Annotated in this window: 10 protein-coding genes; 5 read left to right on the plus strand and 5 right to left on the minus strand. The window is 37.4% G+C overall.

Annotated elements, in window-relative coordinates; translation table 11 throughout:
• Nucleotides 1–78: 78 nt before the first annotated feature.
• On the minus strand, nt 79–1833 hold the full coding sequence (locus RFH42_RS04080; protein WP_308974298.1) for a SulP family inorganic anion transporter: 1755 nt from the start codon (nt 1831–1833) through the stop codon (nt 79–81).
• Between the two features lie 511 nt (nt 1834–2344).
• Here RFH42_RS04080 and RFH42_RS04085 point away from each other — a divergent pair.
• From RFH42_RS04085 to RFH42_RS04095, 3 genes are all read left to right on the plus strand, one after another.
• On the plus strand, nt 2345–3025 hold the full coding sequence (locus RFH42_RS04085) for a hypothetical protein (protein WP_308974300.1): 681 nt from the start codon (nt 2345–2347) through the stop codon (nt 3023–3025).
• A 197-nt stretch (nt 3026–3222) separates the two neighbouring features.
• Nucleotides 3223–5985, plus strand: a complete 2763-nt coding sequence (mgtA, locus tag RFH42_RS04090; protein WP_308974301.1) for a magnesium-translocating P-type ATPase — start codon at nt 3223–3225, stop codon at nt 5983–5985.
• A gap of 3 nt (nt 5986–5988) precedes the next feature.
• Nucleotides 5989–6702, plus strand: coding sequence for an MgtC/SapB family protein (locus RFH42_RS04095; protein WP_308974303.1), 714 nt, complete (start codon nt 5989–5991; stop codon nt 6700–6702).
• 87 nt (nt 6703–6789) lie between these two features.
• On the opposite strand, the gene RFH42_RS04100 is transcribed toward RFH42_RS04095, so the two are convergent.
• Nucleotides 6790–8001, minus strand: a complete 1212-nt coding sequence (locus tag RFH42_RS04100; RefSeq protein ID WP_308974306.1) for an MFS transporter — start codon at nt 7999–8001, stop codon at nt 6790–6792.
• 141 nt (nt 8002–8142) lie between these two features.
• Between RFH42_RS04100 and RFH42_RS04105 the strand changes: the two genes are divergently transcribed.
• Together RFH42_RS04105 and RFH42_RS04110 are read left to right on the plus strand one after the other, a co-directional pair.
• Nucleotides 8143–8715 carry a TetR/AcrR family transcriptional regulator gene (locus tag RFH42_RS04105; RefSeq protein WP_308974308.1) on the plus strand — a complete coding sequence of 191 codons (573 nt, stop codon included), beginning with the start codon at nt 8143–8145 and terminating at the stop codon, nt 8713–8715.
• A gap of 265 nt (nt 8716–8980) precedes the next feature.
• Nucleotides 8981–10438 carry a DASS family sodium-coupled anion symporter gene (locus RFH42_RS04110; RefSeq protein ID WP_308974309.1) on the plus strand — a complete coding sequence of 486 codons (1458 nt, stop codon included), beginning with the start codon at nt 8981–8983 and terminating at the stop codon, nt 10436–10438.
• 99 nt (nt 10439–10537) lie between these two features.
• Here RFH42_RS04110 and RFH42_RS04115 read toward each other — a convergent pair whose 3' ends face one another.
• The 3 genes from RFH42_RS04115 to RFH42_RS04125 form a co-directional block, all read right to left on the minus strand.
• The gene (locus tag RFH42_RS04115; protein WP_308974310.1) at nt 10538–11281 is read right to left on the minus strand and encodes an SDR family NAD(P)-dependent oxidoreductase; all 744 of its coding nucleotides are present in this window, start codon (nt 11279–11281) and stop codon (nt 10538–10540) included.
• Nucleotides 11282–11471: 190 nt separating this feature from the next.
• The gene (locus RFH42_RS04120) at nt 11472–12671 is read right to left on the minus strand and encodes an acyl-CoA dehydrogenase family protein (protein WP_308974311.1); all 1200 of its coding nucleotides are present in this window, start codon (nt 12669–12671) and stop codon (nt 11472–11474) included.
• A 24-nt stretch (nt 12672–12695) separates the two neighbouring features.
• Nucleotides 12696–13991 (minus strand): acyl-CoA dehydrogenase family protein, encoded by a 1296-nt coding sequence (locus tag RFH42_RS04125; protein WP_308974312.1) that lies wholly within the window; start codon nt 13989–13991, stop codon nt 12696–12698.
• Nucleotides 13992–14306: the final 315 nt, after the last annotated feature.

Raw genomic sequence — 14306 nt, forward strand, 5'->3', positions numbered from 1 at the left:
ACCCAAACCCTTTTTTTCGCATAATCTAATTGATTAGTTATGCTAATTTTATTGAAAACAATACAGCAAGGAGGGCATTTAAAGCACTTGATCTGATTGTTCTTGTTGCTGTGTTTGCTGTTTTAAATAAGCAACAGCTTGGTAGTGCGTCAAGAAAACTTTACCACGTAATTGTTGTAACAGCACTGTATGTTGTAATTTATCCATTACTGGGCCTTTCACTTCTGAGAGATGTAATTGTATTCCGTGTTTGCCTAGATCAATATTGATATCGGCAAGTGTCTCAGCTGCACTAAGATCTATACCACTGACGCTCGAACAATTCAAAATGACATGTTGTAGGGATGCGTTCTTACTTACTTCTTGGATGATAAACTCTTTTAGACTGTTTATATTTAAGAAGCTTAAACTTTCATCAACACGTATCGAAATGATTTTGGCAAGTGTAATCGCATCATGACGATGAATATTACGAAAATGCTCTGTACCTTCAATTTGTCCTATAACAGCGATATGAGGTCGGCTAATTCGCCATAATAATAATATAAATGTAGTAATGACACCGATAATTAATCCAGAAGAAATATCAATGAACAATACTGCAAAGAAGGTTATCCACATGGCAATACCATCGGCCTTAGAATAATGCCATGTTTCAATAAATGGTTTGAAGTCTACTAGTTTCCAAATTGAAACCATAATCGTTGCAGCTAGAACAACCAGCGGTAAATGGTAGAAAAGTCCCGTAAAATATAAACTTACAACAACAATAAATATAGAGGATAAAAAGCCAGAAATAGGAGATTTGGCTCCTGCATCTGCATTGACTACAGTCCGTGATAGGCTTCCTGTCACAGGAAATGCAGCACTTACACCAGCGCTAATATTGGCTAAGCCTAAAGCAATAAGCTCCTGATTACTATTGAGTTCTCTGCGATTTTGCAATGCAGTTGCTTGAGCAATTGAAATAGATTCTACAAAGCTAACCATTGCAATCATACTGGCTCCAGGGAGTAATTCTAGAACAAGATTGGAATTCCAATGTGGGAACGTGATCGGAGGAAAACCAGATGGTATAGCACCAACAGTTTCAATACCAATATTTTGAAAATTAAAATATTGCATTATAAAGATCGTAAGAATGATTAACCATAAAGGTGTAGTTTTAACTAAAATTTGGATCCAGTTTTTATTTAGATGTCGAGTAACTAGATCACTTTGTAATAATCTAGGGGTAAATAATAAAAATAAAATTGAGCATAAACCAAAAAATACACTGGCTAAATGTATTTGAGCTTTATACTGCCAAAAACTTTGAAAAAAATGTGGGAGATTATCTATTTTTAAAGGAATGTTTAATAATAATTTAAGTTGACTCAATGCAATTAATACAGCAGATGCAATAATAAAACTTTTAATAACAGGATGGCTGATTAATCGAATGAGAAAACCAAATTTTAAAATACCAAGAAGTGTAGAAATTAATCCTACTAATATTGCTAATAAACATGCTGCTTCAATATAAGCACTTGATCCTATTTCAAATAGTGGATTCAAAGTGGCAAATGTCATCATTGAAATTAAGGCAACTGGGCCAATCGATAAAGTTGGACTACCTCCAATAAGCGCATAAATCATCATGGGGAGTACACTGGCATAAAGTCCAGTAATAGGGGGTAATCCTGCAACAATTGCATAGGCCATGCCTTGGGGGACTAGCATTGCAATAACAATAAGAGCAGAAAGTAAATCTGATTTAATATCCTGTTTTCTATAGTGTTTTAACCATGACCATGCAGGTAAATAAGTGAGGAAATTCAACTTTGGGGTCATGATTAAAATCTCATTATCACATTTAGTGATATATTATGCAGAATAAATGCTAAAAAGTCAGAGGATTTTTTCAACATTTGATAGGATATTTCACTTGAAATATAAATTACTAAGAAAAACAAGGTATAACTGCTTAAATTATTGCTGAAATATGTATGCTAACTAAATTAACTTTTTCTGTATCAAGGTGCAGAACTTATCGTTTTCAGGCAATTTTTAGCGATTGTCATTTGTAATTTAACTTTAGCTCTATATAATGACGGCAATTTTAGAAAGCGGAGACCCTCGTGGGAAGTTGTTCGAGTTTGGGGTGGTTTAAATACACCGATTTACCTATCTGAGCAAGCTGTCTTTCTATTTCGAGGAAGCCGTCTTGCAATGAGATGGCTTAAATCCAAAAAATCTTACCCATGGTTGTACAAAAAAAATCATACTATTTGTTATGGTTAATAGGTAGTCGTGGTTTATCTACTCACTAGGTCGGCTCCGCCTCAGCGATGAGGAACCGAGGATGCATTACCTTTATCTGACTGTATCGTTTTATGCGATTTTACTTTTAATTGTTTTATTTGGACAAACTGTACGTGCTGCGCCACTCATGAAAACAGATGATGCTGGCATTGTTGACCCTGGACATTGTCAAGTTGAATTAGATCAAGTTGTGAGTGATAGCCAAATTTCACAGGTTAATCTGACACCAGCATGTAATTTTGCGAATGTTGAGTTTGGCTTACCGTTGTCATGGGATGATGGTGAACAGCGTTATGCATTACAAGCGAAGAAAACGCTATTTCAAGCGGAGCGTGTACCTGTTGCATTGGCTGCTAGTTTGACATGGCAACCTAAACAACAGCATGAAAAAGATCACGTACATTTAAATATTCCCGTGTCGTATTACCTGAATGATCATGTGCAAATTGATGCAAACCTTGGGATGTATCGTCAAGATCATGATAATGAGACAACCTGGGCTGTGGCTTCAACCTATTCATTTGCAGATGTACATGGCGTGAGTTTAGAGTTTTTTAAATTAGATTCTGATAAAACCAGTAGCCAAGTTGTTTATCACTATCATGTGATACCTGATCAAGTTTCATTATTTGCATCATATGGACATGCACTTAACTCAAGTGATAAATCATGGGCAGGCTTAGGTATAAGTTGGGCTATGGCACGAAGTAAAAACAAATAACAGATATTATGTCATGCTAAATGTTTATTCGTCATGAATATTTAGCATGACTTAGTTTAAATAGATTGAACTTAAACATACACTACTTTGAGTATTCCACTTATTCAAATTTTAACTAAAACATCTTGATATATTGTGGTGGGGTTTTGAATGAGCTCTAAACTCAAAGTCATCATGGTCTAAAATGGAGCGTCAACATGATTCGTCAGCTCTGGCAGCAATTGTTTAGCCGATTTTTAAAAAAATATCATTTAAGTCAGTATTTTTTAAGATCAGCTTCTTTTAAAGAATTACACCAATCTAGTTATGCTCAGCAGGTTGGTCAACAACTTTCAACTCAGTTAAAGCAGGCAGCAAAACATAGCCATACTGAAATCTACATTGCTTATACCAGTCACCGAGATGGTTTAACTGAAAATGAAGCTGCTCAGCGCCGAGAACATTATGGTTTGAATGAGCTAAACCAAGAAAAGCCCCTGAGCTGGTGGCAACATCTTTGGTATTGTTATAGAAACCCGTTTAATATTTTACTTACGATTTTAGCAATCGTTGCTGCAATGACAGATGATATTACCGGCACAATTATTATTAGTGTCATGGTGGTTTTATCTACTCTATTACGGTTTTGGCAAGAGTCTAAATCCAATAAAGCAGCCGAAGCCTTAAAGTCAATGGTAAGTAATAGTGCTAGTGTCTATCGCCGAGAGCTAAGTTATCAGCAATTGAGCGATATGGCACAGCGTTATGGGATTGATCTTAAAGAACAACCTGGAGCAATCTTTGAAATTCCAACAAAATTTTTGGTTCCTGGTGATGTGATTCGTCTTTCTGCTGGTGATATGGTTCCAGCAGATTGTCGTATTGTCTTTGCTAAAGATCTGTTTGTATCTCAAGCGGCGATGACAGGAGAGTCAATGCCTGTTGAGAAATTTGCAGATTTACATGATTTGAATCAAGAAAATGCGATGGCTCTTGATAATATTGTCTTTATGGGGACAAATATTGTTTCAGGTAGTGCAACAGCTATAGTGTTAAGCACTGGTAATGAAAGTTACTTTGGCGCATTGGCAAAACGAGTAAGTAGCAATCAGCCTGTAAGCACATCCTTTCAAATGGGCGTTAACCAAGTGAGTTGGTTGCTGATCCGTTTTATGTTGGTCATGGCTCCAATTGTTTTATTTATTAATGGTTTTACCAAAGGCGATTGGACAGAAGCATTACTCTTTTCGCTATCAGTTGCAGTGGGTTTAACGCCTGAAATGTTGCCGATGATTGTGACATCGACTTTAGCCAAAGGTGCAGTATTTCTCTCACGTAAAAAAGTTATTGTCAAGCGACTAGATGCGATCCAAAATTTTGGCGCTATGGATGTATTGTGTACGGATAAAACGGGTACTTTAACTCAAGATAAAATCTTTTTATCTAAATATATTGATGTGATGGGCAATGTTTCTGAACCAGTATTATTGCTTGCTTATATTAATAGTTATCATCAAACAGGTTTGAAAAATTTATTAGATGTTGCCGTACTTGAACATGCTGACCAAAATATCAAGATGGAAAAGTTGCGTTATCATAAACTTGATGAAATTCCATTTGACTTTGATCGTCGCCGTATGTCTGTTGTGGTACGTACTCCAAGTAAGCGTATTCGTATCATAACCAAGGGTGCTGTAGAGGAAATGCTCTCTACGTGTTGTTCTGTGGAAATAAACCACCAAGTTGTAGATTTAACACCAGAACGCGTGGCGATGATTCAAGCCAATAGTCAAAAATATAATCGAGAAGGTTTACGTGTAATCGCCTTGGCTTATCGCGATGTGGAGCAAGAGCAGACTGCCTTTTCTATCGCGGATGAAAATAATTTAACGCTCTGTGGCTTTCTCGCTTTTCTTGATCCGCCTAAAGAGACGGCAGGCCATGCTATTGCTGCTTTGCATCAACATGGTGTTAATGTCAAAGTTTTGACGGGTGACAATGAGTTTGTAACGCAAAAGGTATGTAAGGAAATAGGCCTTGCTGCTGAACAAATGATTTTAGGTGAAAAAATTGAAACAATGTCTGACCTTGAGTTAGGTCAGGCTGTTGAAAAATATCAAGTATTTGCAAAATTAAACCCAATGCATAAAGAGCGTATTGTGATGCAGCTCAAAGCGAATGGCCATGTAGTGGGCTTTTTGGGTGATGGTATTAATGATGCTGCGGCATTAAAGAGTGCCGATATTGGTATTTCTGTTGATAGTGCTGTTGATATTGCTAAAGAGTCTGCTGACTTAATTTTGCTGGAAAAAAGCTTATTAATCTTGGAACAAGGTGTACTTGAAGGCCGTCGTACTTTTGCAAATATGCTTAAATATATCAAAATGACTGCAAGTTCAAATTTCGGTAATGTATTTTCGGTATTAATAGCCAGTGCATTTTTACCATTTTTACCGATGTTGCCGATTCATTTGCTCGTACAAAACTTACTTTACGATGTATCACAAATTGCTATTCCTTTTGATGATGTGGATGAAGAAGCTTTACAACAGCCTCAGCGTTGGCAACCTCAGGAAATAGGACGATTTATGATTTTCTTTGGGCCAATTAGTTCGATCTTTGATATTTTGACTTTTGCCTTAATGTGGTTTGTTTTTGCTGCAAATACGCCAGAAAAACAGAGTTTATTCCAATCAGGATGGTTTGTTGTGGGCTTACTCACACAGACTTTGATTGTTCATATGATACGTACAGCAAAAATACCTTTTATTCAAAGCCGAGCAGCATTGCCTTTAATGGTGATGACTGGAGTGATTATGGCAGTGGGTATTTTCCTACCAATGGGGCCATTGGCAGAATATTTTAAACTTCAAGCTCTACCTTTACATTACTTCTTGTATCTGCCTTTGATTTTAATTGGATATATGATATTGATTCAGCTTATGAAATCCTACTACATCAAACGTTATGGCTGGCAATAAGTAATGAAGTTTTTACACCACATACAACTTGATAATTTTATTGATACTTCAATTAGCTTTCTGACAGCATTTATTTTGGGTGGTCTGATCGGTTTTGAAAGGCAATATCGGCAACGTACAGCAGGTTTACGTACTAATGTATTGGTTGCATTAGGCGCAGCAATTTTTGTTGATATTGCAGTTTCTTTACATGGTGCAGATGGTGCAGTTCGAGTTATTGCTTATGTTGTTTCAGGGATTGGCTTCTTGGGGGCGGGTGTTATTATGCGTCAAGAAGGTAATATCCATGGTCTAAATACTGCGGCTACATTATGGTGCTCAGCAGCTGTTGGTGCAGCAGCAGGAGCTGATCTAATCTTAGAAGCAATATTAGCAACACTATTTATATTGGCGGCGAATACTTTGTTACGCCCAATTGTACAGGTCATTGATCGTCGTCCATTGGATGAGGAAGCTGAATTATTAAATGTGATCTATATTATTTGTGATCGGCAGTACAGTAAACAAGTTATGGAGCAGATTAATATCACTCTAATTCAATATAATTACCCACCCAAAGATATTGAAGTTGAGCCATTTGGTGATTTGGATGTTGAAATTGAAGTGACACTCATTGCAAGTTCAATTGATACAGTAGATATTAAAAACATAATTGAACACTTTAATAATCTACCTCAAGTACGCCATGCTTATTGGGATAAAAATATCGCAACCTAAGTTTATCTTTATCAATTTACAGCTAACGCTTCATACTAAACTATAAAATAGATTAGTGTGAGGCGTTATTTGTTTAGGCCATATTGATTACTTTAATGTGTTATTTAGATGCGTCTGTTGTACTCGATAGTAAACTAGAGTTGCGATCATGAGTACTAATATCGCCGAAGGAATAATAATACTTAAACCCGCCCAAGCAGATTTGTAAGATTCAATTAGCTGTCCAGTTGCTGCTGCACCTACTGCCACACCAATGTTTAATGCTGCTAAGAGCCAAGTTAAAGCTTCTGTAAGTTTGTTGTTTGCGACCTGTTGCTCCAAGATACTCATTAAACTAATCATTGTTGGCGCAAAAAATACACCTAATAAAGCGACAATAATACTGAGCATATAAACATGATTGACGAAGAAAATACCAAAGCTCATTATTGCTGTGCCTAGACTGCTCCAAAGCAGTAGGGTTTGTAATGATGATTTAAATTGAATTGCTCCAAAAGTAAGGCCGGCTAAACAAGAGCTGAGTGCATAAGCAGAGAGAACTAAACTGGCTGTTAGTGGTGCTTCTTGTTGTTGTGCAAAAGCTACACTGGCTACATCAATAATGCCTACCATAAAACCTAATGCGATCATACATGCTGCTAATAATTGAACATTGGGCAGTGAAATTACCGAACTTTTTTGGTTTTGTTCAATGTTTGTTGTTGCATGAGTGATTTGAGGTTGCGTCGTTTTTTCTAAAGTAAAAAGCACTACGCCAATAGCAAGTAAGCCAGCAGCCATGATTAAACCAGCAGGTGCATATAAGACACTCATCCCGACACAAAGCGGTGGGCCGATAATAAAAGTCAGTTCATCTAAAACACTTTCTAAAGAATAAGCAGTACGTAGTTCGGTTTGATCTCGATATAAGGCGGTCCAACGTGCACGTACCATTGCAGACATACTGGGAATAAAGCCAGCCAAAACTGAAAATATAACTAAACTCCAAAAAGGCCAGAATGAATAAGCGCTAATAGCTAACCCAGATAATCCAATCACACTCATTGCTGCGGAGATTAAAACGACAGTACCTTGACCATGTTGATCGACTAAGCGAGAAACTTGAGGGGAAATTAATGCATAACTTAAAACAAATATTGCAGAAATAATTCCAGCTCGCGCATAACCATAATTTAGCTGAGCGAGTAAGGTTATGATGCCAATGCCAATCATGGGCAAGGCTAGTCTGGCCACAAATGCAGATAAGGTAAATGCTAAACTGCCAGGTGCCTTAAAGAGCTGTAGATAATGTTTTAGCATATAAGGTTAAGATACTCATAAATGGGATGTGGAGGATTCGAAAACAAATTATACATACATGCTGTATGTATACAAGAATTATTCATACAATGTGTATGTAAATGTTAGAATGCCTGATCAATGAAACAGGGTGTAATGTGTATGGCACGGCGTAGTAAGCAAGAAATGTTGGAAACACGAGCAGCGATTTTGGCAAGTGCCCGAAAAGTTTTTGCACAACAGGGCTATGCTAAAACATCAATGGATGATTTAACCGCACAAGTGGGATTAACGCGGGGGGCGTTATATCATCATTTTTCGGATAAAAAGGCTGTGTTTGAGGCGGTAGTAGACCAACTTGATCAAGAAATGGATCAACGTTTACAACAACAATATCTGTTGGCAGAAGATTCATGGCACGGTTTTCAAAATCGTTGTCAGTTATTTTTAGCAATGGCACAAGAACAAGAGATTCAGCGAATTATTTTACAAGATGCTCCAGCTGTATTATTGGCAGATGAAAATAAGCAAAAATGTATTTCTTCACTGCAAAATATCTTAGCTGAATTAATCGAACAAAAAAAAATTATCCAGTGTGATGTTGAAGTATTTTCAAGATTCATACATGGTAGTTTAACCGAATTAGCATTTTGGATTTCACATGCAGATCAACAACGTTTAGTGAAAGCGCAGCAGAGCTTATCACTTATTTTTGAACATCTAGCATTTCATTAATTTACCCATCAATTAAAGATTTTTACTGTACAAATAATTAATGCAAGAAAGCTAAAATCATAGCTATACACTTGTATTTATTCTAAAAATTGAGTTAATTACTTGGTTTTATTTTCATTGGAATCATTTTAGAATTAGGTGCTTTCTATTTTATTTTCGCGTAACTAGTAAATGGGTTATAACTATTTTTTTGTGGTTTTAATTTTCATAGAATGCTTATAAATAAAATTTTGAATTTCGACTTTCCTAATTGTGGAGTGCTTTCATGGGGTTTAAATTAATACCAACCTTAGTATCTCTTGGTTTAACTTTTTTTATTTGGTTTTTTATTCCAATCCCAGCAGGTGTAACTCCTAATGCATGGCTATTATTTGCTATGTTTCTGGGAGTAATTGCTGCCATTATTGGTAAAGCAATGCCAATTGGTGCTATTTCAATTATTGCAATTAGTTTAGTCGCAATAACTCGAGTGACTGCAGATAATCCGAGCGATGCTATTAAAGATGCGCTCAGTGGTTTTGCCAATCCGCTTATTTGGTTAATTGGTATTTCTATTATGATTTCCAAGGGTCTACAAAAGACAGGGCTTGGTGCTCGACTCGGATATTATTTTATTGCGGTATGGGGAAAGCGAACAATTGGAATTGGTTATAGTTTGGCACTTTCTGAACTTATTTTGGCACCAGTGACACCAAGTAATACAGCACGTTGTGGTGGAATTATCCACCCGATTGTAAGATCAATTGCTACAAGTTTTGACTCTGATCCTGAAAAAGGAACTGAAGGAAAAATAGGAAAATACTTGTCATTGGTCAATTATCATTCCAATCCGATTAGTTCAGCAATGTTCATTACTGCCACAGCACCTAACCCGTTAGTTGTGGATTTAATTGCAAAGGCTACCAATAGTGAAATTCATTTAAGCTGGACGACTTGGGCACTCGCAATGTTTTTGCCGGGAGTGATTGCGCTGGCTTTAATGCCTTTGATTCTATATTTGCTTTATCCACCTGAGATTAAAAAGACCCCAAATGCTGCAACATTTGCAAAATCACGCTTAAAAGAAATGGGGCCAATTACCCTACATGAAATGATTATGCTTGCGGTATTTGGATTATTATTGCTGCTATGGGCGGGTATACCAGCAATGTTATTGGGTGATTTGTGGACCTTAGATCCAACGACAACTGCATTTTTAGGTCTCTCACTTTTGCTCTTGACAGGAGTACTCACTTGGGAGGATGTGCTTACACAAAAAAGTGCTTGGGATACTGTAACTTGGTTCGCAGCACTTGTGATGATGGCAACTTTCTTAAATAAACTTGGATTAATTACTTGGTTCTCTGGTTTATTACAAACTGGTATCGGTCAATTAGGTCTAAGCTGGGTACCAGCATGTTTATTGTTGCTCATGGCATATATGTACGCACATTATATCTTTGCAAGTACTACAGCTCATATTACGGCCATGTTCTCGGCATTCTATATTGCGGGTATTGCTGTAGGTGCGCCGCCGATGTTATTTGCCTTAATGATGGCTGCAGCATCTAGTATTATGATGACACTTACACATTACGCTACTGGAACCTCTCCAATTATTTATGGCTCAGGCTATACAACCTTAGGAGAATGGTGGAAAGCTGGCTTTGTTATGAGTGTTGCTAACATGACAATTTTTATTGTTCTAGGTGGGATTTGGTGGAAGTTTCTGGGTTATTGGTAAGTTAGTTTTTTTAAAAATATGCAGTTATATAAAAGATGCGCCAAAATCGGCGCATCTTTTATATTTAAAATTTAGATGAAATGATTTGTTAATACAATACTACTGAGCTGTATAGCCACCATCGACTAAGAGCGCAGTCCCATTAACGAATGATGCTTTGTCACTTGCTAAAAATAAAACCACATTAGCAACCTCTTCAGGACGGCCTAAACGACCAATAGGGTGTAGCTTAGCCAGATTTTCTTTTTGCCGTGCATCTGCTGCACTTAATAAAGGGGTATCTATATACCCAGGACATACCGCATTAATACGAATCCCCTTACTGGCGTAATCTATAGCTAAAGTTTGGGTCAACAATTTTACTCCACCTTTAGCTGCTGCGTAGGCTGTAACTCCTTTTTTGCCCACCCAGCTATGAATAGAACCACAATTGACAATGACACCTTGTTGCTGTTGTTCTAGCCAATATTCAATAGCTGCTTTGTTGAGTAAATAGACAGATGTTAAATTTATATCAATGGTTCTTTGCCAACGATCGAAGGAGAGCTGCTCAATTGGTGCATCATCAGCAATACCAGCGTTGGCATATACAATATCAAGGCCTGAGAATAGGTTGACTGTGTACTGAATAAGTTGTTTATTTTCTTGTTCATTACGGACATCAATTTTAAAGAATGAAGTAAGGTGGCCTTGTTGATTGAGCTCATCACTGATTATTTGCCCGTGTTCATTTAAGTCTGCAATAACAACTTTAGCACCTTGTTCACAAAATGCAGTTACTGTAGCTAAACCAATGCCACTCGCACCACCTGTGACGATTACAACTTTATTATTAAAATTCATCGTATTTGCTCTAAGTTAGTTTTGGGATTTTATTTCATCATAACTTAGTTGACAGTCGAATCAAACGGATCAGGGTGAAAAATAGCAGTAAATATGAAAGAAAATAAGCACGTTCAAAATTACAGTTTGAAGCTGTGCTTATTTTTTAAATATATCTTTTAACAAGTTGATTAATTTATTTTGTTAAAATTTACTTTAATTCACTGGAAGATTTTGATAATTCACGGCGAGCAATAATCAGTTGTTGAATTTGCTGTGTTCCCTCAAAAATATCTAAGATTTTTGAATCTCTTGCCCATTTTTCCAGTAATTCAACTTCATTATAGCCAAGTGGGCCTGCGAGCTCGACACATTTTAACGTGATTTCATTTGCAACGCGGCCAGCCTTAGCTTTGGCAATTGATGCTTCTTTTGAGTTGGGTTTACGATTATCTGCCATCCATGCAGCTTTTAACATCAGTAAACGAGCAGCCTCCCATTCAGCCTCCATTTTGTAAATTTGTGCAGCTATATGAGAGCATTTTAAATAAGGCGTACTGTAGTCATCATCTAAATAGTCTTTAAAAATTTCCTTAATTCGTTCAAGTGATGCTTTTGCACAGCCAACGGCCATTGCTGCGACTAAAGGACGTGTATTGTCAAAGGTTTCCATAACACCAGCAAAACCTTTGGCTACATCAATATCGGCATGACCTAATAAGTTTGCAGCTGGAATACGACAGTTAATAAAACGTATGACTGCTGTATCGGATGCCTTAATACCTAATTTGTGTTCTAAGCGTTCGACCGTCATGCCTGCCGTTCCTTTAGGAACAACAAAAGATTTAATAGCAGCACGGCCTAATTTTTTATCGAGTGTAGCCCATACCACCACAGCATCCGCACGTGCGCCTGAGGTTACAAAGATTTTCTCTCCATTTAAGATATATTCATCACCATCTTTTTGCGCTGTGGTACGAATTGCAGCAGAATCAGAACCACAATCTGGCTCTGTAATAGCCATTGCTGCCCAGATGCCATGAAAACGTTTCAGTTGTTCTTCATTGGCCACAGCAGCAATTGCGGAGTTACCTAAGCCTTGACGTGGCATAGAGAGAAGTAGTGCGGTATCTCCATAGCACATTTCAATTACACTGAGTGCTGTTGACATATTAATGCCATTTTTATTTTGTTCATCTTGAATACCACGTTTTGCGACTGCTGCACCTGCATTTAAGCCATCACCACCTTCGTTCATACCATCGACAAGGGCAGCTAACATGTCAAGTTCTTTGGGGTATTGATGTTCGGCTTTATCATACTTTCTAGAAATTGGGCGTAGTATATTGATGGCCACTTCATTGGCTTGATCAATCAACATTTTAAATTTTTTAGGATTTTGTAAATTCATGGTGATTCCTTATGTGCCAAAGATTTAAGCATGTAAGCCAGCATGCATGATTGCAGTTGCGCGAAGATCTCGATACCAACGTTCAACAGGATGTTCTTTGGTATAGCCATGTCCACCGAGTATTTGTACGCCATCGGTTGCAATTTTCATGGCTTTTTCAGCGCAAAGAATGCGTGCTAAATAGGCTTCTCGATGAAACTTTTGCCCTGAATCGGCAAGACTTGCTGCATTGAGTAGTAAAATGCGCATAGCATCAATTTCTATAGCCATGTCTGCAATCATGAAGGCGATGCCTTGACGATGAGAGATAGGTTCTTCAAAAGCCATACGTTGGTTAGCGTAATTGATACAGTATGCTTTGACTGCCTCGCAACACCCTATAGCTAATGCACACCACATCAGGTTTCCTAAATCTATGCATGCCGTATAATCAAAGTCATCATCACCTAGACGTTGCGCAGGTGTATTTTTAAAGATGAGTTCAACTGTTTCTGCCGCTTTTAGTCCCATGGCTGGTGATTTTTTTACTAAAATATGATCATTACGTTCTACGATAAAGATATTTGGACGTTGGTTAAATTCGGCACTCACCAATAAAATATCAGCTGTTTCCCCAAGTAAGACTAAGGATTTTTTACCGTTTAAGTAAAATTGGCCATCCTTACTATGTGCTGTGGTTTTTAGATGATATGGGTCAAATGCAGGGGTGTCTTCTTGTACAGCAAAGCTTGCTTGCAGATCTGGCTGTTCGGCAAAGGCGTAAAGATAAGTATTTTGAATCGGCTCTGAACCCCACTGAGTTATACAGTTAATCACACTAAAGTTACAAAGCATTGCCGCTGCTAAACTAAAATCACCTCGTGCCAAATGCTCTGCAATTAAAATATGACTAACAACTTGTTTTTCTGTGGCAACCCCTTGGTAGCTTTCTGGTAATGCATAAAAGTTTAGGCCAAGCGTTTGAGCATGCTGCCAAAGCTCAGGAGGAAAAATCGCTTGATGATCGGCATCGTGGGCAAGTGGGGAGAGAACTTCTGTGGCAAATTTTTGCATCGTTTCCACAGTCATCTTTTGTTCTTCAGTCAAATTAAGATCAAAGAGTTGATCGTCTTGTGTAGGAAGTCGTTGTTTTAATTGATTTGAAGACGGTTGAAAGATTTTTTGTGTACGAGAGAGCGCGCTAAAACCTGTTTTGGCTCCATGGTAAAGTGACTTTTCGATTACTTTTCTTAATTTTAGTTGATCAACTAAGTCACTTTTTGCGATTTTAGAAAGAAAGGCTAGTCCGACGCCTTGTACTTTCTTTGCCATAGTAGTCATCATTGCATCCTGTATCATTATTCGACGAGTACGCAAAATAGTGACATGCTCTAAGTTTAAAAACTATGTCGTGAATGACGATATGACTAAGTAAATATACTAAAAACCAAAATACGGTTATAAATTTTATCTATATGAATTTAATGGTTTTAATTAATACTATCGTTATATATGTGATTGAAAACTGACAAAATTGACGTGAATAGACTGCTATGGGTGGCTTGGTATGATTAAGTAAAAGATTAAGAATTGTTATTGTATGGTCTAGCGGAGGAAGTCGTGAGTACAGGGTGTAAAAATGCCATAAAAAACATT

This window comes from Acinetobacter rudis (assembly GCF_031157835.1).
GTDB lineage: Bacteria > Pseudomonadota > Gammaproteobacteria > Pseudomonadales > Moraxellaceae > Acinetobacter > Acinetobacter rudis_A.